The sequence below is a fragment of the Streptomyces viridosporus genome, assembly GCF_002078235.1.
Taxonomy (GTDB): Bacteria; Actinomycetota; Actinomycetes; order Streptomycetales; family Streptomycetaceae; genus Streptomyces; species Streptomyces viridosporus.
Genome location: NZ_MSGP01000068.1, coordinates 493 through 19,683 on the forward strand (window position 1 = coordinate 493; position 19,191 = coordinate 19,683).

The window sequence follows — 19,191 nt, forward strand, 5'->3', positions numbered from 1 at the left end:
CCGGCCGCACACCGGCACGGCCCCGCGCCCTCCCGGGCCCCGGGGCGTCTCCCCGGAGCACCGGACGGCGCGGGGCCGTGCGCCGGGACTCCGCCCGGGATCAGGCCGCCCGCCCCCGGGCGACCTCGGCGACGGCGGCCACCACGGCGTCGGGCGCCTCCAGCGGCAGCATGTGCCCGACGCCCGGGAGCTGCTCGAAGCGGGCCCGCGGCAGCGCCTCGGCCACCGCGCGGCCCAGCCGCGGCGCGACGACCCGGTCCTGCTCGCCGGCGAGCACCACGGCCGGCGCGGTCACCGACGCCAGGCCCGCGCGCAGGTCCATGCCCCGGGTGCAGGCGAACGCCGCCGCCCGCACCCGGGGCGGCGTCGCCGCGAACATCTGCCGGTTGACCTCCCGCAGGCGGGCGTCGGCCCGCCTGCCCGTCGTCTGGCCGAGCAGCCTGCGGCCGAGGGCCGGCCGGGACAGCGCCCACTGGAACAGGCCGCTGCCCATCATGCGCACCTCGCTGTCCGGGGTGTCCTGGTCGTGGGCCGCCGTCCCCAGCAGGACCAGGCCCTCCAGCAGCCCGGAGCGGCCGGCGTCCGCCGCGGCGTGGGCGAGGGCGGCGAAGCCACCGCCGGAGTGCCCCACGACCACCGCGTCGGGCGCCTCCACCCGCTCCAGCACCGCGCCGAGGTCCGCGCCCAGGCGCTCCACGCCGAACGGCTCGCGGCCCTCGGTGGAGGCGCCGTGACCCCGCTGGTCGTAGAGCACCACGCGGTGCCCGGCGCGGATCAGCCGGTCGGCGACCGTGCCCCACACCCGGCGGGTCGCGGCCCAGCCGTGCGCCAGGACCACCGTGCCGCCCGTCGGCTCCCCGAGGGCGGGCAGCACCGAGACGGCGAGCAGCGCGCCGTCGTCCGTGCGGACCTGCGTCTCGGTCGCCGTGCGGGCCGCCGTCGCCGTCATCGCGCGGCCTCCGGCGCCGGACGCCGCTCCAGGACCCGGCCGAGCCGCACGAACGCGTCGCTGGTGGACCTGGAGTGCTGCGCGCCGATGTCGGCGACCTTCGCCAGGACCTTCAGCCAGCCGGCGGGACGGCCCGCGAAGTGCATGCCGATCCGGGTACGGCGGCCCGCGTCGAGCGGATCGAGCAGGAAGTCGCTCGTCCCGCGGAAGACGCCGTCGACGTACTCGACCGACAGCCTCCGCGCCGGTTCCACGGCGGTGGTCCGCGCGGTGAAGCGCAGCTTCGGGCCGCCCTTGTCGGCTCCCCTGGTGTGCACCGTGACCCGCACCTCACCGCCCACCTCGTCCGGGGAGCCCGAGACGGGGGAGAAGGTGTTGTCCGGTGCCCACCAGGCGCGGGCGCCGCGGAACTCGGCGAGGAGCGCCTCCCAGACCGCCTCGGGCGGGGCGTCCACCACCGCCTCGTCGATCAAGTCGTAACCTGTCATGCCGCATCTCCTGTCGGATGTCCGTGCGCCGAGGGCTCCCGCCTCAGCCGAAGAAGCCCTGGCCGGGGGTGAGGATGTTCGCCGGGTCGTAGCACCGCTTCGCCTCGACGAGGCTCTTCCAGACGCGCCCGAAGTGGGCCCGCCAGTCCTGGGGGGTCATCCCGGGAATCGCACCGACCAGGTAGCGCTTGGCACCGAGGGAGACCGCGATGTCGTACAGGCGGCGGTTCTGCTCCAGCATCCGCTCGACGTCCGCGCCGGGCGCCGGGAAGCGGAGCAGGTCGAAGAGGTAGGCGACCTTCTCGTCCGGCTGCACCGCCATGGGCCGGGTGAGCCTCGCCGTCGGGTACGGGTAGAAGAGCAGGAAGCCGGCTCCCAGGTCGTCGGCGGTCAGCTCCTCCTCGACCACCCGGGCGAACTCCGCGGCCCTGGAGGCCGGCAGGAACAGGCTCAGCCAGGGCTTGGGCTGGTGCCAGTAGCCGTTCTCCCGCAGCCACGCCTCGGCGGCGTCGGTGCGGAAGACGCAGTCGCGGTAGGAGAACTCCTCCACGGTCAGCAGCGAGCGGTCGTCGCGCAGCCCGGCCAGCAGCCGGCCGGAGTCCGGGGCCGCGGTCCCGGACCAGTAGGCGACCCCCTCCAGCCGGTACCACCAGCCGGAGCCGTCCTGGGCGGGCATGATCTCGCCGACCTGTCCCTGGAACCGGCCCTCCGCCATGAGCTTCTCGGCGTCGGCCAGGTAGGTCTCCTCGTCGCGGTAGATGAGCCGGTACACCGTCGCCTTCTCCGGCGCGGGCACCAGGTCGACGGTGGCGCGCACGATGATGCCCACCTGGCCGCCGCCGGCCAGCGCCGCCTCGAACAGGTCGGGGCGCACCGACTTGCTGGCGGTGAGGAGCCGGCCGGTGCCGGTGACGATGTCGATCGACCTCACGGTGTCCACCTGCAGCCCGTAGGTCTGCACGGTGGCGCCGACGCCGCCGACGCTGAGCGTGCCGCCCACCGACAGGTGCAGGTAGTCGGTGAGCGCCGGCGGGGTGAGTCCCTTGGCCAGGGCCGCGTCGGTCAGCTGGGCCCAGGTCACGCCCGCCTCCACCACGGCGCTCCGCGCGTTCAGCTTGATGATCCTGGACAGGCCGCGGGCGTCGATGGAGATGCCGCCGTCGGTCAGCGCCTGCCCGTAGCACGAGTGCGACTCGAGGTCGGTGCCCGTCCCGCCGCGGCCGTTCATGGCGATCGTCAGCTTGTTGGCCCGGGCGTAGTTCACCATCTTGACGACGTCCTGCACCGAGCCGGGCCGCAGCACGGCCCACGAGGTGTGCGACACCATGCCGCCGAAGTCCCCGGCGAACTCGGCGGTCGCGGCCGGCGTGGTCTCCAGCGTGCCGTCGAGCCGCGGCAGCGGGGCGACGCCGGCGGCGGCCGGGTCCGAGGCGAGCGCCCAGGACTGGCTCGTCGCGCTCCAGCCGACGACGGTGGCGGCGATGCCGCCCAGGACGCTGCGACGCGTGGGCGTGCTGTTTCTCATGGGGTCTGCCTCCTGTTGTCTACGCGTCGCTCAGGGCGGGCAGGCCGGCGCCCACCGTGGTGGCGAGTCGGTACTCGGAAAGGTCGAAGCGGCGGGTCTGGCGGCGGAAGCGCCAGGTGTACGTGGGCCAGATGGACGGGTTGCGGCCGTGCTCGTCGAGGTACCAGCTCCGGCAGTTGCCGGCGTTCCACACCGTGCCCTCCAGGCGTGCCTGGAGCCGTTCGTTCCAGGCGTCCTGGGCCTCCTGGCGCACCTCCACCGAGGCCAGGCGGCGCTTGGTCATGAGCTTCAGCGCGTCCAGGACGTAACCGATCTGCGCCTCGATCATGACCACCTGGGAGGAGTGGCCCAGGGTGGTGTTGGGGCCGAGCAGCAGGAACAGGTTGGGGAAGCCGGCGACGGTGGTGCCGCGGTGGGCCGCCATGCCCCGGGCGCGCCACACGTCGCGCAGCACCCGGCCGTCGCGTCCGGTGATGCGCGCGGCGACGGGACGGTCGACGGCCTTGAAGCCGGTGCCGAGGACGATGGTGTCGACCTGGCGCTCGGTGCCGTCCGCGGTCACGATCGAGTGGGCCCGCACGTGGTCGATCGGGTCGGTGACCAGGTCCACGTTGGGCTGCTGGATCGCCGGGTACCAGGTGTTGGAGAACAGCAGGCGCTTGCACGCCATGACGTAGTCGGGGGTGAGCCTGCGGCGCAGCTCCTCGTCCGGCACGGACTTCTTCAGGTGGTCGCTGGCCATCTTCTGCATCTTCAGGGCGACGGCCGGCCGCTTCATCACGAACGCCAGGACCTCGCGGCCCCACATGTTGAAGTTGCGGCGGAAGTTCTGGTAGCCGGGCACCCGGTGCAGCAGCCAGGACTGCACGGCGGTGGTCGCCTTGTCGTTCTTGGGGCCGATCCACGGCGGGGTGCGCTGGTAGAGGTCCAGGCGCCCGACCACCGGCTGGATCTCGGGCACGAACTGGATGGCCGAGGCGCCGGTGCCGATGACGGCGACGTCGCGGCCGGTCAGGTCGTGGTCGTGCCGCCAGCGCGAGGAGTGGAAGACCGTGCCCTGGAAGTCGCCGAGGCCGGGGATGTCGGGGACCGACGGCTCGCTGAGGTAGCCGGTGCCGCTGACCAGGACCTGCGCGGTGTAGTCCCCCCGGGAGGTCTCGATGTGCCAGCGGCGGCCGGCATCGTCCCAGCGGGCGGCGAGCAGCTCGTGGCCGAAGCGGATGTAGGGGCGCACACCGAACCGGTCGGCGGTGTCGCGCAGGTAGTCGTACAGCTCCTGCTGCTTGCCGAAGGTGGACTTCCAGCCCGGGTTCCGGGCGAAGGAGAACGAGTACAGGTGCGACATCACGTCACAGGCGGCGCCCGGGTAGGAGTTGTCGCGCCAGGTGCCGCCCACCTCGTCGGCCCGCTCGAAGACGAGGAAGTCGTCGATGCCCTGCTGCAGCATCCGGACGGCCATGCCCAGGCCGGAGAAGCCGCTGCCGATCACGGCGACCCGCAGGTGCCGCCGCGACCCGCCCGACGCGTCCTGTGCCGCCCGCGACCGCGTCGTCCCGCCGCTGTGCGCCGGTTCGAGAATGCTCGTCACGTCCCTGCCTCCTAGCGGCGCGCGATGGTGACGCGGAAGTTGTTGAAGAACTTGTCCTCGAGCGTGTACGCGAAGATGTCGAGGTAGCGCTCGAAGCGGGCCACGACCTCCTCGCCCTCCAGCTCGACGGCCTCCTGGCGGCGCTCGGCCAGGAGTTCCAGCCAGGCGCGGCACGCCACGGCGAACGACTCGCGCTCGTTGACGATCTCGACGACGTCGAAGAGGCCCTCGGCCGCCTGGGCGAGCTCGTGCAGGTGCGGGATGTGGCAGTTCTCGAACTCGGAGCGCTGCAGGAACTTCAGGTCGTCCAGCAGCTGCCGGTTCATCGGCAGCGCCTCGGCGGTCATGGTGTGCAGCACGAACCGGGCGCCCGGCTTGAGGGCGGCCGCCACCTTGTTGAAGAAGACCCGGTACTTCCTGGTGCGCTCGCGCGGCGGCAGCGTGGAGGAGACGAAGTGCTCCAGCGCGTTGATGCAGAAGGCCGCGTCGTAGGGGTCGTCGGTGGTGTGGTCCTCCCAGCTCTCGACCCGCACGGCGATCCGCGGGTTGTCCAGGCCGGCGATGAACTCCTCCTGCGTGCGGCTCAGGGTGAGCCCGACGGCGTGCTCGACACCGTGCACGGTGGTGAGGCGGTTGAGCAGGGTGCCCCAGCCGCAGCCGATGTCCAGGACCCGCCGGGCGCCCGCGGCGCCGGCCAGCTCGACGAACCGGTCGAGCTTGCGCTCCTGGGCCTCGTCCAGGGCCTCGGTCAGGCCCTCGCCCTTCTCCCAGTACCCGCCGGAGTACATCATCGTCGGGCCCAGCAGGAGGCGGTAGAAGTCATTGCTCACTTCGTAGTGGTGCCTGATCGCGTCGACCTCGGGGACCGACCGTTCCTCGACCGTGGTCATCTTCGTCCTCAACTCCCGTCCGGATGGCTGTGCCTGCCGCCTGATGCCGGCGCAGACGAGACAACCCCCCGCTCGCAACACAGGTGCAACACGGGGCGGCCGGACGGTGTTGCGCGGGCCTTGCGCCGGGGCGGGTTGCATGCGTCTCGCACAGCGTCAAGCCCTCCGAGGAAGGACCCACCCCATGTCCCTGCCGACCATCGAAGACCTGGCGAGCCGGCTCGAGGCCGTGTCCGGAGCCCAGAAGGTCGACCCCGACCACCCGCTGCAGCACATCCCCGACGTGGACTCGCTGGACCTGATGGAGTGGCTGTACGCGTTCCAGAACGCCTACCCGGAGATCCCGGCCGACGAGTCGCTCTTCGCGGACATCGACGACACCACCACGCTGCGCACCGTCTACGAGCGCATCGTCGCGCTCGCGCCGGCGCAGAGCTGAACGGGCGAGGACGTGAACGGCTTCGTCATCACCGGGTGGGGCGTGTCCGTCCCGGAACGCGTCGTGACCAGCCAGGAGCTGGCCGACCGGTTCGGCGTGGACGAGCACTGGATCACCAGCCGGTGCGGGATCCGTGAGCGGCGTGCCGTGGGGCCGGGCCAGACGACCGCCTCCCTGGCCGTCGAGGCCGGCCGACGCGCGCTGGAGAAGGCGGGACTGGGCGGCGACGACATCGCGCACCTGATCGTCGCCACCGCCACTCCGGAGCAGCCCTCACCGGCGACGTCCGCGTTCGTCCACCACGAGCTGGGCATCGCCGGCAGCGCGCACGACGTCAACTCCGAGTGCGCGGGCTTCCTCTACGGGCTGGTCTCGGCCATGGCACTGGTCGCGATCGACCCGCGGCCGATCCTGCTGATCGGCTCGGACACGCACACGCTCACCGCCGACCCCGCCGACCGCAACCTGTCCATCCTGGTCGGGGACGGCGCCGGCGCGGTCGTCGTCGAACCCGCTCCCGAGAACCGGGTGCTCGCCTGGAACCTGGGGGCGGACGGCAGCTGCACCGGCAGCCTGAAGGTGCTCGCCGGCGGCAGCCGGATGCCGACCACCGAGGAGACCGTGCGCCAGGGCCTGCACTACGCGCAGATCAACGGCAACGAGATCTACCTCAACGCCGTGCGCTACACGGTGCGCACGGTGCGCGAGACGCTGGAGTCCGCCAAGGTCGAAGCGGCCGAGGTGGACCACGTCGTCCCGCACCAGGCGAACATCCGCATCATCAACTCCATCCTCAGTCACACCGGACTGCGGCCCGAGGCGCTCGTCGCCAACCTGGACCGGTACGGCAACACCGCGTCCGCGTCCATTCCGATCGCGCTGGCCGAGGCCCTGGACGAAGGACGCATCCGCGAGGGCGACCTGGTCCTGCTCGCGGGCTTCGGCGCCGGCATGACGTGGGGATCCATGCTGCTGAAGTGGGGCGGAGGCCGACAGTGAGCAACAGCGCCAAGGCGAGGGGGACCCGCCCGGACAGCCCGGTGGCCCTGGTCACCGGGGCGTCCGGAGGGCTCGGCCGGGCCCTCGCGATCGAGCTGGACGCGCTCGGCTGCCGGGTCGCGGTCCACTACAACCGCTCGGCGGACGCCGCCCGGGCCGTGCAGGACAAGCTGCGCAACGACTCGGTCCTGGTGACCGGGGACGTCGGCTCCTACGACGCCGTCACCGCGCTGTACGAGCAGATCGGCGAGCGGCTCGGCCCGGTCGACGTCCTGGTCAACAACGGCGCCGTCCGCAAGGACCAGGTCATGGTGATGCAGTCCCCCGAGGACTGGGCCCAGGTCGTGCAGACCAACCTGGTCGGCTCGTTCCACACCGCCCGGGCCTGCGTCCCGCACATGGTGCGGCAGCGGTGGGGGCGGGTGATCAACGTGGTGTCGCCCTCGGGCCTGATCGCGACACCGGGGCAGACGGCGTACTCGGCCTCCAAGGCGGGGCTGATCGGCTTCACCCGCACCCTCGCCGCCGAGTGCGGCCGGCGCGGAGTGACGGTCAACGCGCTCTCCCCCGGATTCATGATCACCGGGATGACCAAGGACCTGCCCGACCGGATCAAGGAGGGGATGGAGAGCAGGGCGCCCGTTCCGCGGCTCGTGACGGTCGAGGAGGTCGCCCGCAGCGTGAGCCTGTTCCTGGACCAGGACTGCATGACGGGACAGGTCGTCAGCATCGACAGCGGGGTGTCCGTCATGTGACGGACCGGCGAACGCCGGCGGAGGGGCCGAATTCCCCCCTCGGTCCCCTCCGCCGCATCCCGCGCGCCGAAAGGGAATTCCGTGGCCGACGGAATTCGGGCGCACCGCGCGAAGCGCCCGCGGAATACTCCGCGGGCGCTTCGCGTACGCCGTGCGATTCCCCGGGGGATTCCCCGTGCGTGCCGCGGACACCGCCCGCACGGACGGACGTGCCGCGAAGTCCTCGGGGCGCGCGGACGCGTTTTCCGCGGGCGCTTTCCCCTGAGGAGGGCGCCCGCTTCGTTCCCGGGAGCCGGGCGGCCCCGGCCGTTCAGCGGGACGGCGGCGGCAGCGCCTCGAACGCCCCGATCAGCAACGGGTCCACGTCGGGCGCGGCGGGGGCCGCGGCCGCCCGGCGCGCGGGCTGCGGGAACTGCCCGCGCAACAGCTCCAGGTGGGCCCGCTGGGTGCGCGACGCCGGCTCGATGCCCAGCTCCTCCGCCAGCATCTCGCGCAGCTCCTGGTACACCCGCAGCGCCTCGGCGCGGTTGCCCGCCGCGGCGTGCGCCGCCATCCGGCAGCGGTGCGCGCTCTCCCGGAACGGGGCCCGGCGCACCGCCTCCTCGGCGTAGCGCAGCGCGTGGTGCTCGTTGCCCAGCGCCGAGGCCGACAGGCTCGCCAGCTCCAGCGCGGTCAGGCGCAGCTCGCCGATGCGTTCGCGCGTGGTCTGCACCCACTCGCCGTCGTGCGCCGGCAAGAACGACCCCTGAAGGTTCGTCAGCGCGCCCGTGGCCAGCTGGTACGTCACGGCGTGCGCCCGCTCGGCGTGCGCCTGCCGCGCCTCCAGGACGGCCATCTCGGCGGCCTCCACGTCCGTGGCCGCGTCGTCGGGCAGCCGCAGCACGTAGCGGCCGCTCTGCGCGATCAGCGGGGTCTCCCCCGGCTTCTGGTGCGCGCTGGTGACGAAGGCGCGCACCCGGCTGATGATGCTGCGCAGCGCCGACGCCCAGGTGTCGGGCAGGCCCTGCGGCCACACGGTGTCCGCCAACTGGTCGCGGCTGGTGCCGGTGGTGCGCTCCAGGACCAGGCGGGCGAAGGCGACCTGGGCCTGCGCGCTCGACAGGTGCCGGGGCGGTTCGCCCTCGTGCTCGACGGCGACGAGCCCTGTCAGTCGGATCAGCACGGCGGACACTCCTTTCGACTTTCGACCGGACGGCCGGACCGTGGAGAAAGTTGAATCCTCATCTCTGTTTCGCTCGGACACTACCGGGGCGGATGGCCGGAATGTCAATCGGACGGAAAACATACCTGCCGGAATAGTGGGAAGCCTGAGTTCCCTTCATGGGCGCCTTTTCCAGGGGCCGCACACCCCTTGTCCGGGCCCGACCCCATTGCCTCGCGCCCGTGTTGCGGACGTCTTGCGGAGCGCGGCGTAGAAATCCACTCGTGAACGGGTCGAGGAAGAAACGAAACGGCCCGGTGGACCGCGTCAGACACTCTCGAGGAGACCACGTGAACGCGACCGGAGGCTGGGAACGGCTCGAACCGAAGCTGGCGACCACGTTGCAGCGCGTGAAGTCACTGGAGTGGGAGCCGGCCCGCCGCAACAGTTTCGTCGCCTACACGGTGGAACGGGACAGCGCCCACGCCGACCTGGACGGCCGCCGCCTGCTGATGATGTCCGGCTACAGCTACCTGGGTCTGGCGGGCGACGAGCGCGTCGTGGCCGCCGCCAAGGCCGCCGTCGACCTGTACGGCACCGGCAACCACGGGGTGCGCGCCCTGGCCGGCTCCATCCCGCTGCACGAGGAACTGGAGGCCGAGGTCGCCCGGTTCGCCGACCGCGAGGCCGCCATGGTCTTCGGCTCCGGCTACGCGGCCAACGTCGGCACCGTCGGCGGCCTGGTCGGCCCCGGCGACACCGTGTTCATCGACAAGTACGACCACGCCTCCATCGTCGACGGCTGCAAGCTGTCCGGGGCCACCGTCACCCGCTTCCGCCACAACGACGTCGACCACCTCGACCGCCGGCTGCGCGCGGCCGACCCGGGCGGCGTGCGCCTGGTCGTCGTCGACAGCGTCTACTCCATGGACGGCGACATCGCCCCGCTGCCCGAGCTGCGCAAGGTCTGCGACGAGCACGACGCGCTGCTCATGGTCGACGAGGCGCACGCGCTCGGCGTCATCGGCGCGCACGGACGCGGCATCGAGGAGCACTTCGGCCACACCGCCCGGGTCGACATCAAGCTCGGCACCCTCTCCAAGGCCATCCCCTCCATGGGCGGCTGGGTGGCGGGCCCCGCCGAGCTGATCGGCCACCTGCGCTACGCGGCCCGCCCGTTCCTGTTCTCCGCGGCCCTGGCGCCGGCGCAGGCCGCGGCGGCCCTGGAGTCGCTGCGCATCCTGCAGCGCGAACCCGAGCGGGTGACGCACATCCAGCGCGAGTCCGCCCGGCTGCGCTCCCTGCTCCACGCCGAGGGGCTGCGCACCCAGGACAGCGAGACGGCCGTCATCCCGCTGATCGCCGGCTCCGACGACGCGGCCTACGACCTCGCCACCACGTGCCGCGAGAACGGCGTCATCGGCCTGCCGGTGGTCACCCCGGCCGTCCCCAACGACCTGGCCCGGCTGCGGATCGCGGTGACCGCCCGGCACACCCCGCAGGACATCGACTTCGCCGCCGACGCCTTCGTCCGGTCCGCCCGCGCCTGCGGGATCCTGCCGGGCTGAGCGCCGGCCGTACTCACCGGGAGACGGATGATGACTGTTGGCTCCGCCAAGCCCCCGGTCGTGATCACCGGCATCGGCGTGGTCACCCCGGCCGGCTGCACGCCCGAGGACCTGTGGAGCGCGCTGCGCTCCGGGCGCTCGACCGCCGCCGAGCTCACCCACCTCGGCCTGGACCGGCACCGGGTGCGCATCGGCTGCCGGGTCGCGGGACTGGACCGGCTGGACCTGCTGCCCGCCAAGGACGCACGGCGCCTGGACCCGTTCGCCCTGTACGGCGCCACCGCGGCCCTCGCCGCGCACCGCGACGCCGGCGCCCCGGCGCCCGACCCGCACCGCACCGCCGTGGTCGTCGGCAACGCCGTCGGCGGACGCACCACCAGCGACCGGGAGTCCCTGAACTACGCCGCCGGCGGCCCGGCCCGGGTCAACCCGCTGATGCCGCTGCTCACCATGCCGAACGCGGCCGCCGCGCAGATCGCGATGCGGTTGGGCTGGACCGGCCCGGCACTGACCGTCGCCACCACCTGCGCCAGCGGGGTGGACGCGATCGGGCAGGCGACGGCGCTGCTCCAGGCGCACCGGGCCGACGTGGTGGTGGCCGGTGGCTGCGAGGCCACCCTCAGCCCCGTCACGCTCGCCGCGTTCGGCGGCCTCAACGCCGTGTCGGCCCGCAACGACGACCCCGCCCGGGCCTGCCGGCCCTTCGACCGCGACCGCGACGGCTTCGTCATGGGCGAGGGCGCGGGCTTCGTCGTCCTGGAACGGCTCGACGACGCCCGGGCCCGCGGCGCCGCTCCGTACGCGCGGATCGCCGGATACGCGGCCACGGCCGACGCCCACCACCTGTCGATGCCCCTGCCCGACGGCGCGGGCGCCGTCGCGTCGATGACCGGCGCCCTCGCCGACGCCGGGCTCGCCCCGGACGAGATCGTCCACGTCAACGCGCACGGCACCTCCACCCCGCACAACGACCGCTCCGAAGCGGCCGCCCTGCGCAAGGTCTTCGGGACCGGCGGACCGCCGGTCACCGCCTCCAAGGGGGTCCTCGGCCACCTCATCGGCGCCGCCGGGGCCGTCGAGGTCATCACCGCCGTCCAGGCCATGCGCGCCTGCGAGGTGCCGCCCACCGCCAACCACGAACACCTCGAAGAGGGAATGGAGATCGACGTGGTGCACACCCGACCACGATCCGTCGCCTCCGGGCCCGCCCTGTCGAACTCCTTCGGCTTCGGCGGACACAACGCCAGCATGGTGGTGACGCCGGTATGACCACCACGACGGACCGGAACCGCACCGCACCGGCCGCCCCGGCGCCGCGCCGCGCCGAACGCACCCCGGACCGGGAGGAGACGACCGCCTTCCGCGCCGCCGTGCGCGCCGCCCTGCCCGGCCCGGCCGCCACGGCCGACGCCTCCCCCGTGCACGCCTTCGTCCTCGCCCACACCCTCGCCGACGCGACCGTGCGCGCACTGGCGGCGGGCGAGCCGGAGCCCTGCTCCGTCGTGCACCTCGGACAGGACATCCGCACCGACCGCCCGGTGCGGCCCGGCGAGACGGTCACCGTCACCGTCGACGTCCTCGGCGCCCGCCGCGAGGCGCGCGGCACCCGCCTGGCCGTGCGCTCGACGCTCGCCGCCCCGGACGGGACGCCCTTCGCCGAACTGCTCACCGCGGCCCTGCTGGTCGGCGCCACCCGCATCGAGCCGTTCGGCGACATCCCGCCCGCCGCCGTCGCCCCCGCCGGCGACCCCGGGGAGCCGGCCGGCTCCCGCCACGAGCTCACCGCCGACTGGATCCGCGGCTACGCCCACGCCTCCGGCGACCTCAACCCCATCCACCTGGAGGAGCGGGCCGCCCGGGACGCGGGCTTCCCCACCGTCCTGGCCCACGGCATGGGCGTGATCGCCCTGGTCTGCGAGGAGATCGCCGACCGCTGGGCCGGCGGCGACATCACCCGCGTCCGCGCCGTCGGCGCCCGGTTCTCCGCGCCGGTGCTGCCCGGCGAACCGCTGGACGTCGCCTACCGGCCGGACGCGGCCGGCCGCGTCGTCCGCTTCACCTGCCGGGTCCCCGGCGGCACCGCCGTCAAGGGCGGCTGGGTCCTGCTGGAGCCCGCCGGACACACCCCGGGAGGCGGCGATGAGTGAGCACGGCGGACTGGTCGGCGGCTTCCTCACCCAGGTCCGCGAGCGCCCCGACGCACCGGCGCTCGTCCGGCACGGACGGGAGACCACCTACCGCGAGCTGTACGGACAGGCGCTGGAGGAACGCGAACGACTGGCGTCCCTCGGCCTGCGCCCGGGCGAGCCCGTCGGCGTCCTGGCCGCCAAGTCGCCCGCCGCCGTCGCCCTCGTCCTGGCCTGCCTGCTGGCCCGGCGCCCGTTCCTGCTGCCCTCGCCGCAGCTCGCCGAGGCCCAGCTCACCGCGCTGTTCGCGCAGGCCGGCTGCCGCCACGTCCTGGCGCCCCGGGGCGCCGGGCAACCACCGCGGGCGGTGCCGTCCGCGACGGCGGACCCGCTGCCCGAGGACACCACCTTCCTGCTGACGACGTCCGGCTCCACCGGACTGCCCAAGATCGTCCCGCTGGGGCGGGAAGCCGTGGACCGGTTCACCGACTGGGCGGCGTCCGCCTTCGGCATCGGCGCGGGCACCACCGTCCTCAACCACGCCCCGCTCAACTTCGACCTGTGCCTGCTCGACGTGTGGACCACCCTCGCGCACGGCGGCCGCGTCGTCCTGGTCGACCCCGACCGGGCCGTCGACGGCCGGCACCTGCTCGACCTGCTGACCCGCCACCAGGTGCAGGTCGTGCAGGCCGTCCCGATGTTCTACGGGCTGCTCCTGCAGGCGTGCCGGCGCACCCCGCTCACCCTGCCGTCCGTGCGGCACGCCGTCTTCACCGGCGACGCCATGCCCGAGCCCACCCTGGCGGAACTGCCCCGGCTGCTGCCCGCGGCCCGCCTCTACAACGTCTACGGCTGCACCGAGACCAACGACAGCTTCCTGCACGAGGTGGACCCCGCCGAGGCCGGACCCGTGCCCCTCGGCACCCCCCTGCCCGGCGTCAAGGCCCTCGTCGTCGACGCCCACGGCAGGGAGGTCACCGGACCGGGCACCGGAGAGCTCTACGTCAGGACGCCGTTCCAGTCGGCCGGCTACCTCGACGCCGAGCGGCGCCGGGAGAAGTTCACCGCCCACCCGCTGGGCGGGGACGACGACGTGTGGTTCCGCACCGGCGACCTGGTGCGGCGCGGCACCGACGGCCTGCTCCGCCTGACCGGCCGCAGCGACTTCCAGGTCAAGGTCCGCGGGGTCGCCGTCAACACCGCCGAGATCGAGCAGGTGCTGCTGCGCCACCCGGCCGTCCTGGAAGCGGGGGTCACCGCCCGCCCCGACCCGCTCACCGGCAGGCAGCTGGTCGCCGGCGTGCGGCGGACCCCGGGCAGCGGGCTCAACAGCCTGCTGCTGAAGGAGCACTGCGCCCGCAGCCTGCCCCGGGCCGCCGTGCCCGCCGTCCTGCGCGTCGTCGACGGCCCCCTGCCCAAGACCACCACCGGAAAGGTCGACCGCACCGCGCTCGACCGTCTCGCGAGCTGACCCGAGGAAAAGGAAGAACGCCATGAGCAACACGGCCACCATCAAGCAGTTCCTCATCGAGGAGTTCCTGCCGGATCTCACCCAGGACCAGCTGGCGGACGACCACGACCTGCTCTCGGACGGGGTCATCGACTCGCTGGGCGTGCTGAAGCTGATCGCCTGGGTGGAGGACCGCTTCGCCCTCGCGGTCGGCGACACCGACCTCGACCCGAACAACTTCCGCAGCGTGGCGGCGATCGACGCCTTCATCGAGGATTCGCGCCAGCGGGTGGGCGGCTGACCATGCACGAGGCGCTCACCGGCCTGCTGGCGCGGCGCACGGTGGCCGACCGGGCGACCTGGCGGTCGCTGTGGGACCGGCTCGGCGACGGCACGCTCCCCCGGGAGCAGGCCGTCGCCCTGCTGGCCTCCCTGGCCACCCGGCTGCCGGACCCCGCGACGCTGCACGCCCTGACCGGCTCGCTGCGCGAGCGGCACCCCGCCCCCGCCGGGGACACCTGGCCCGGCACGGTCAACGTGGTCGGCACCGGCGGCGGACCCGCCACCTTCAACATCTCCACCGCGGCCGCCTTCGTCGCGGCGGCGGCCGGCGTGCGCGTCGTCAAGACCGGCTCGCGCGCCTACACCTCCTCCCTGGGCTCGGTCGACCTGCTCGAACGGCTCGGGGTCCGGTCGACGTCCTCGCGCGGGGAGACCGAGGACGTGCTCGACGAGTACGGCATCGCCTTCGCCGGGCCGTTCGTCTACCCGGCGGAACTCGCCCGCCTGGCCCGCACGGTGGCCCCGGTGAGCATGAAGCCGTTCGGGCGCTTCCTGAACGCGGTGGGCCCCTTCCTCGGCGAACTGCCGGTCGCCGCCCAGGTCACCGGCGTGTCGCGGATCATGCCCCTGGACGACCTGCGCGCGCTGGCCGGCACCCTCACCGACCGCACCGTGTGGCTGTGCGCCAACGACGTGGGCGCCGACGAACTGCTCGGCTTCGCCGACAACGTCGTCCACGTCAACGACGGACGCCTGCTGCGGCTGGGCCCGGGCCGGGTGGTCGCGGCCGAGGGCGGCCTCGAGGACCTGCGGCCGGTGCCGCGCGAGCAGGCCGCCCAGCATTTCCTCGCCGTCCTGGGCGGCCGGGCCCACCCGGTCGCCACCCGCACCGTGTGCCTGAACGCGGCGGCCCTGTCCGTCGCCGCCGGACACCACACCACGTGGGAGACGGCACTGGCCGCCGCCGAGGCGGCCGTGGCCGACGGCGCCGCCGTCGACCTCGTCGGACGCCTGCGCGCCCGGCGTGCCGCCCCGCGCACCCCGCACCCCTCGGGAGCCCGCCGTGGCTGACTTCTTCTCCCGCTCCCGCGCGGCGGGCGAGACGGGACTCGCGCTGTTCCTCACCGCCGGCGACCCGCCGCCGGAGGAACTGGCGGAGGTGGTGGCGATGCTCGACGAGGAGGGCGTCGACTGCCTCGAACTGGCCGTCCCCTTCCCGGACTCGGTCACCGACGGCCCCGTCGTCCGCCGCTCCGCGCGGCGGGCCCTGGAGCGCGGCACCGGCCTGGACGACGTCCTGGCCTTCGTCGCCCGCACCAGGCCCGGTCTGCGCAGGCTGCGGATCGCCCTGCTCGCCGACTGGAGCCACTCGCTCAAACACCGCGACCTCGCCACCGCGGTCCGCGACATCACCGCCTCGGGCGCCGACGGCCTGCTGGTGCACGGGCTGCCGCCCCGGCTGCGCCCGCGCTACCTGGAGGCGACGGCCGACGCCGGGCTGCCGGTGGTCGGCACCTGCTACGCCGCCAGCGACGAGCACACCCGGCTGCGGGCCGCCCGTGACGCCACCGCCTACCTGTACCTGGTGGCCCACTACGGGCGCAGCGGCACGGCGCCCGCCGCCGGCCACGCCGCGCTGGCCGGCACGGTGGCCGGCCTGCGCGCCCGTACCACTGCCCCGATCGCCGTCGGCTTCGGGGTGAGGACCCGCAGGGACCTCGAGGGCGTCGCCGCCGCCGGGGCCGACGCGGCGATCGTCGGCTCGGCCGCCGTGGCCCGCGTCGAGCAGGCCCTGGACGACGGCGGCTCCGTCACCACCGCCCTGCGCTCGTTCGTCCGGTCGCTCCGACCGGAGCCGGCCGGCCCGTCCGGAAGGACCGCGGGAACCGCGGGAATCGCAGAAACCGCAGAAACCACAGGGATCACAGAGATCACAGGGATCACAGCACGGAACAGGAGACCAGCATGATCATCCGTGACTTGGAGAACGTCCCCACCGTCGACTGGGGCAACGGGCTCAGCCGCCGCTTCCTGGTGCAGAGCGACGGCATCGGCTACAGCGTCACCGACACCACCGTGCGCGCCGGCACCAAGTCCCGCCTGGAGTACCGCAACCACCTCGAGGCCTGCTACTGCATCGAGGGCTCCGGCGAGGTGATCGAGCTCGACGGCACGGTGCACCCCATCACGCCGGGCCGCCTGTACGCCCTCGACCAGCACGACGCCCACTACCTCGTCGCCAGCGAGCACGAGGACCTGCGCCTGGTGTGCGTCTTCAGCCCGGCGCTGCGCGGTGACGAGGTGCACAGCCTCGACGAGCACACCTCCTCCGCGTACTGACACCCACCCCGGAAGGAGGCGCGCCGGTGATCCGGTGGAACGCCGACCAGACCGCCCTCAGGGAAGGTCTGGCGCAATGGGGCGAGGCGCTCAGCGCCGACCACATCGCCCACGACGAGCAGGCCGAGTTCCCCTGGGACAAGTGGAAGCTGATCCGTCGGACCGGCATCCTCGCCCTGCCCTTCGCCGAGGAGCACGGCGGCCTCGGCCAGTCCCTGCTCACCACCATGTACGTCCTGGAAGGACTCGGCGAGCACTGCCGGGACGCGGGCCTGAGCTTCTCGGTGACCACCACCCTGGCCAGCACCGGGGTTCCCCTGGAGGCGTTCGGCACCGCCGAACAGAAAGCGAGGTACCTGCCCCTGATCGCCTCCGGCGAGGCGATCGGGGCGCACGCCATCACCGAGGCGGACGGCGGCTCCGACGCCATGGCCATGACCACCCGGGCGGTCCGCGACGGCGACGACTTCGTGCTGGACGGGAGCAAGACCTTCGTCAGCAACGGCCCCGTCGCCGACGTGTTCGTGGTCTACGCGCGCACCCGCCCCGACGGCGGGCCGCTGGGCGTCACCGCGTTCCTCGTCGACCGCGACACCCCCGGCCTGACCGTCGGCCGGCCGATCAAGAAGATGGGACTGCGCACCTCGCAGCTCAGCGAGCTGTACCTGGACGGGTGCCGCGTCCCGCGCGCCCGGGTCCTCGGCCGGGTCGGCGGCGGATTCATCGTGCTCGACCACGTGATGAAGCGGGAGATCCTGTTCTCCTTCATCGTCAACGCGGGAGAGATGCGGCACCGGCTCGACCGCTGCGTCGACTACGCGCGCACCCGCCGCTCCTTCGGCAAGCCGATCGGCTCCTACCAGGCGATCGCCAACAAGATCGTCGACGTCCGGATCGGCCTGGAGACGGCCCGCAAGTGGCTGTACGACACCGCCGAGCGGCTCGCCGCCGGCGAGAACGTCACCGAGGACCTGGCCATCGCCAAGCTGGTCACCAGCGAGGCCAACGTGAGCAGCTCGCTCACCGCGGTCCAGGTCTTCGGCGGCTACGGCTACATGACCGAGTACGGGCTCGAGCAGGACGTGCGCAACGCCGTGGGCGGCACGATCTACTCGGGCAGCAACGAGATCCAGTACAACCGCATCGCCGCCCAGCTCGGACTGGGCAGATGAGCGCGGCACCCGCGCCGTCGCTCAAGGTCTGCGGTGCCACCCGCGAGCAGGACGTCGACGTCCTGGCCCGCAACGGTGCCGACTTCGTCGGCCTGTGGCACCACGTGCCCCGCGGCCCCGCGGACCTGCCGGAGCACGAGGCGGCCGCCCTGGCGGCGGCCGCCCGTGCCACCGGGCGGCTCACCCCGGTCCTGGTCACCTTCCTCAACGACCCGGACGCCCTGTGCGGCGTACTGCGCCGCACGGGCATCCACACCGTCCAGCTCCACGCCTACCAGCCGCCCGCCACCGTACGGGCCCTGCGCGCCCGCCTGCCCGACGCGGTCGTCGTCAAGGTGCTCCACGTGACCGCGGACGGCGGCTGCGTGGAGCGCCCCCTGATCGGCGCCTACGAACGGGCGGGCACCGACCTGTTCCTGCTCGACGCGGCCACCGACGACGGCCGGATCGGCAGCACCGGCCACCGCCTGGACGAGGCCGCCGCGGTACGGCTGGCCGACCGCCTCACCGTGCCGTTCTGGCTCGCCGGCGGCCTCACCCCGGCGGCCCGCCCCGCCTACGACACCGTCGTGCGCCACCCCCTCTTCCACGGCATCGACGTGGACACCGCGGCCCGGGACGCCCACGGCCGCTTCGCGGACGCCGCCGTGGCCGGCCTGGCCCGCGCCTGGCGCACCGCACAGCACACCGCCGCACCACGCCCGTCACCGGGCGGACCGTGAGAAACGAAGGAGCCTTCATGACGTCGCGGTTCATCGAGTCGCTGCTGGCCGCCGAGCACCCCGTGGTGATGGAGGTCAAACGGCGCGACGCGCACGGCTTCGACCTCATCGCCGGGCACACCCCCGCCCAGATCGTCGCCGCCTACGAGGCCGCCGGCGCCCCGTGCATCTCGGTGGTCACCGGCCGTTGGTTCGGCGGCACCCGGGAACTGCTGCGCGACGTGGCGCGCATGACCGACCTGCCCCTGCTGCAGAAGGACTTCGTCACCCGCCGCGACCAGCTGGCCGCCGCCCGGGACCTGGGCGCCTCCGCGGTGCTGCTCACCGCGGCGCTGCTGCCGGCCTCCGTGCTCGCCAACCTCGTCACGGCCGCCCTCCGCCTCGGCCTGACCCCGTTCGTGGAGGTCACCGACGAGGCCGGGATCGCCGCGGTGCCGCACCCCGGCGACTGCGTGATCGCCGTCAACAACAAGGACATCACGGTCCGCGAACGCGACCCGGGCGACATCGGCCGCAGCCTCGACCTGCTGCCCGCCCTGCGGGCCAGCGGAACCCCCTGCCCGGTCAGCGCCAGCGCCATCGGCACACCGCAGGCGGCGGCCGAACTCCTGGACGCCGGCTACGCCGGCCTGCTCGTCGGCACCGCACTGCTGCGCAGCTCCTCCCCCCGGGCCTGGCTCACCGACCTGGAACACGCCCGCCGCACGGCACGGCCGGCCGCCCTACGCCCCGCCTGAGCGGTACCCGGGGCCCGGGC

20 protein-coding genes are annotated in these 19,191 nt (G+C 73.6%); 14 read left to right on the top strand and 6 right to left on the bottom strand.

The window, feature by feature from the left end; all coding sequences use genetic code 11:
• Nucleotides 1-100: 100 nt before the first annotated feature.
• Genes B7L92_RS04910 through B7L92_RS04930 form a run of 5 tightly spaced genes read right to left on the bottom strand, consistent with a single transcriptional unit; the run spans nucleotide 101 to nucleotide 5,440 of the window.
• Entirely contained in the window at nucleotides 101-949 is an 849-nt protein-coding gene (locus B7L92_RS04910; RefSeq protein ID WP_081236248.1) for an alpha/beta fold hydrolase, read from the bottom strand.
• Nucleotides 946-1,437 carry an SRPBCC family protein gene (locus tag B7L92_RS04915; protein ID WP_255310759.1) on the bottom strand — a complete coding sequence of 164 codons (492 nt, stop codon included), beginning with the start codon at nucleotides 1,435-1,437 and terminating at the stop codon, nucleotides 946-948. The genes B7L92_RS04910 and B7L92_RS04915 overlap by 4 nt, the downstream gene beginning before the upstream one ends.
• Before the next feature lie 43 nt (nucleotides 1,438-1,480).
• Nucleotides 1,481-2,962, bottom strand: coding sequence for an FAD-binding protein (locus B7L92_RS04920; RefSeq protein WP_081236249.1), 1,482 nt, complete (start codon nucleotides 2,960-2,962; stop codon nucleotides 1,481-1,483).
• Between the two features lie 19 nt (nucleotides 2,963-2,981).
• Nucleotides 2,982-4,550, bottom strand: coding sequence for a flavin-containing monooxygenase (locus B7L92_RS43500; protein WP_081236250.1), 1,569 nt, complete (start codon nucleotides 4,548-4,550; stop codon nucleotides 2,982-2,984).
• Nucleotides 4,551-4,561: 11 nt separating this feature from the next.
• Nucleotides 4,562-5,440, bottom strand: coding sequence for a class I SAM-dependent methyltransferase (locus B7L92_RS04930; protein WP_081236251.1), 879 nt, complete (start codon nucleotides 5,438-5,440; stop codon nucleotides 4,562-4,564).
• Between the two features lie 184 nt (nucleotides 5,441-5,624).
• On the opposite strand from B7L92_RS04930, the gene B7L92_RS04935 reads away from it, so the two are divergent.
• From B7L92_RS04935 to B7L92_RS04945, 3 genes are read left to right on the top strand one after another with little or no spacing between them, the layout of a single operon-like run.
• On the top strand, nucleotides 5,625-5,879 hold the full coding sequence (locus B7L92_RS04935) for a hypothetical protein (protein ID WP_081236252.1): 255 nt from the start codon (nucleotides 5,625-5,627) through the stop codon (nucleotides 5,877-5,879).
• Between the two features lie 12 nt (nucleotides 5,880-5,891).
• A complete protein-coding gene (locus B7L92_RS04940) occupies nucleotides 5,892-6,878 on the top strand; it encodes a 3-oxoacyl-ACP synthase III family protein (protein ID WP_081236253.1) in 987 nt (328 codons plus the stop codon).
• On the top strand, nucleotides 6,875-7,633 hold the full coding sequence (locus tag B7L92_RS04945; protein ID WP_081236254.1) for an SDR family oxidoreductase: 759 nt from the start codon (nucleotides 6,875-6,877) through the stop codon (nucleotides 7,631-7,633). The genes B7L92_RS04940 and B7L92_RS04945 overlap by 4 nt, the downstream gene beginning before the upstream one ends.
• 310 nt (nucleotides 7,634-7,943) lie before the next feature.
• On the opposite strand, the gene B7L92_RS04950 is transcribed toward B7L92_RS04945, so the two are convergent.
• Complete coding sequence (locus B7L92_RS04950) at nucleotides 7,944-8,795, bottom strand: AfsR/SARP family transcriptional regulator (RefSeq protein ID WP_081236255.1); 852 nt, start codon at nucleotides 8,793-8,795, stop codon at nucleotides 7,944-7,946.
• 329 nt (nucleotides 8,796-9,124) lie between these two features.
• Between B7L92_RS04950 and B7L92_RS04955 the strand changes: the two genes are divergently transcribed.
• Genes B7L92_RS04955 through B7L92_RS05005 form a run of 11 tightly spaced genes read left to right on the top strand, consistent with a single transcriptional unit; the run spans nucleotide 9,125 to nucleotide 19,171 of the window.
• Nucleotides 9,125-10,342 carry an aminotransferase class I/II-fold pyridoxal phosphate-dependent enzyme gene (locus tag B7L92_RS04955; protein ID WP_081236256.1) on the top strand — a complete coding sequence of 406 codons (1,218 nt, stop codon included), beginning with the start codon at nucleotides 9,125-9,127 and terminating at the stop codon, nucleotides 10,340-10,342.
• Between the two features lie 27 nt (nucleotides 10,343-10,369).
• The gene (locus B7L92_RS04960; protein ID WP_081236257.1) at nucleotides 10,370-11,611 is read left to right on the top strand and encodes a beta-ketoacyl-[acyl-carrier-protein] synthase family protein; all 1,242 of its coding nucleotides are present in this window, start codon (nucleotides 10,370-10,372) and stop codon (nucleotides 11,609-11,611) included.
• Complete coding sequence (locus B7L92_RS04965) at nucleotides 11,608-12,489, top strand: MaoC/PaaZ C-terminal domain-containing protein (RefSeq protein ID WP_081236258.1); 882 nt, start codon at nucleotides 11,608-11,610, stop codon at nucleotides 12,487-12,489. The genes B7L92_RS04960 and B7L92_RS04965 overlap by 4 nt, the downstream gene beginning before the upstream one ends.
• Nucleotides 12,482-13,939, top strand: a complete 1,458-nt coding sequence (locus B7L92_RS04970) for an AMP-binding protein (RefSeq protein WP_081236259.1) — start codon at nucleotides 12,482-12,484, stop codon at nucleotides 13,937-13,939. Before B7L92_RS04965 ends, B7L92_RS04970 begins: the two co-directional genes overlap by 8 nt.
• Before the next feature lie 22 nt (nucleotides 13,940-13,961).
• Nucleotides 13,962-14,219, top strand: a complete 258-nt coding sequence (locus tag B7L92_RS04975; RefSeq protein WP_081236260.1) for a phosphopantetheine-binding protein — start codon at nucleotides 13,962-13,964, stop codon at nucleotides 14,217-14,219.
• Nucleotides 14,220-14,221: 2 nt separating this feature from the next.
• Nucleotides 14,222-15,271, top strand: coding sequence for a hypothetical protein (locus tag B7L92_RS04980; RefSeq protein ID WP_081236261.1), 1,050 nt, complete (start codon nucleotides 14,222-14,224; stop codon nucleotides 15,269-15,271).
• Entirely contained in the window at nucleotides 15,264-16,169 is a 906-nt protein-coding gene (gene trpA / locus B7L92_RS04985; protein ID WP_081236262.1) for a tryptophan synthase subunit alpha, read from the top strand. The genes B7L92_RS04980 and trpA overlap by 8 nt, the downstream gene beginning before the upstream one ends.
• Entirely contained in the window at nucleotides 16,166-16,540 is a 375-nt protein-coding gene (locus B7L92_RS04990) for an ectoine synthase (RefSeq protein WP_081236263.1), read from the top strand. The genes trpA and B7L92_RS04990 overlap by 4 nt, the downstream gene beginning before the upstream one ends.
• Nucleotides 16,541-16,566: 26 nt before the next feature.
• Nucleotides 16,567-17,712, top strand: coding sequence for an acyl-CoA dehydrogenase family protein (locus tag B7L92_RS04995; RefSeq protein WP_081236264.1), 1,146 nt, complete (start codon nucleotides 16,567-16,569; stop codon nucleotides 17,710-17,712).
• The gene (locus B7L92_RS05000; protein WP_081236265.1) at nucleotides 17,709-18,434 is read left to right on the top strand and encodes a phosphoribosylanthranilate isomerase; all 726 of its coding nucleotides are present in this window, start codon (nucleotides 17,709-17,711) and stop codon (nucleotides 18,432-18,434) included. The genes B7L92_RS04995 and B7L92_RS05000 overlap by 4 nt, the downstream gene beginning before the upstream one ends.
• A gap of 17 nt (nucleotides 18,435-18,451) precedes the next feature.
• Nucleotides 18,452-19,171 carry a beta/alpha barrel domain-containing protein gene (locus B7L92_RS05005; RefSeq protein WP_081236266.1) on the top strand — a complete coding sequence of 240 codons (720 nt, stop codon included), beginning with the start codon at nucleotides 18,452-18,454 and terminating at the stop codon, nucleotides 19,169-19,171.
• The last annotated feature ends 20 nt before the right edge of the window (nucleotides 19,172-19,191 follow it).

What these genes read in the sequence shown, in the direction of transcription:
- B7L92_RS04910 (WP_081236248.1), bottom strand. Translation starts at nt 949, where the DNA reads ATGACGGCGACGGCGGCCCGCACGGCGACCGAGACGCAGGTCCGCACG.
- B7L92_RS04915 (WP_255310759.1), bottom strand. Translation starts at nt 1,437, where the DNA reads ATGACAGGTTACGACTTGATCGACGAGGCGGTGGTGGACGCCCCGCCC.
- B7L92_RS04920 (WP_081236249.1), bottom strand. Translation starts at nt 2,962, where the DNA reads ATGAGAAACAGCACGCCCACGCGTCGCAGCGTCCTGGGCGGCATCGCC.
- B7L92_RS04930 (WP_081236251.1), bottom strand. Translation starts at nt 5,440, where the DNA reads ATGACCACGGTCGAGGAACGGTCGGTCCCCGAGGTCGACGCGATCAGG.
- B7L92_RS04935 (WP_081236252.1), top strand. Translation starts at nt 5,625, where the DNA reads ATGTCCCTGCCGACCATCGAAGACCTGGCGAGCCGGCTCGAGGCCGTG.
- B7L92_RS04960 (WP_081236257.1), top strand. Translation starts at nt 10,370, where the DNA reads ATGATGACTGTTGGCTCCGCCAAGCCCCCGGTCGTGATCACCGGCATC.
- B7L92_RS04965 (WP_081236258.1), top strand. Translation starts at nt 11,608, where the DNA reads ATGACCACCACGACGGACCGGAACCGCACCGCACCGGCCGCCCCGGCG.
- B7L92_RS04970 (WP_081236259.1), top strand. Translation starts at nt 12,482, where the DNA reads ATGAGTGAGCACGGCGGACTGGTCGGCGGCTTCCTCACCCAGGTCCGC.
- B7L92_RS04975 (WP_081236260.1), top strand. Translation starts at nt 13,962, where the DNA reads ATGAGCAACACGGCCACCATCAAGCAGTTCCTCATCGAGGAGTTCCTG.
- B7L92_RS04980 (WP_081236261.1), top strand. Translation starts at nt 14,222, where the DNA reads ATGCACGAGGCGCTCACCGGCCTGCTGGCGCGGCGCACGGTGGCCGAC.
- B7L92_RS04990 (WP_081236263.1), top strand. Translation starts at nt 16,166, where the DNA reads ATGATCATCCGTGACTTGGAGAACGTCCCCACCGTCGACTGGGGCAAC.
- B7L92_RS05000 (WP_081236265.1), top strand. Translation starts at nt 17,709, where the DNA reads ATGAGCGCGGCACCCGCGCCGTCGCTCAAGGTCTGCGGTGCCACCCGC.
- B7L92_RS05005 (WP_081236266.1), top strand. Translation starts at nt 18,452, where the DNA reads ATGACGTCGCGGTTCATCGAGTCGCTGCTGGCCGCCGAGCACCCCGTG.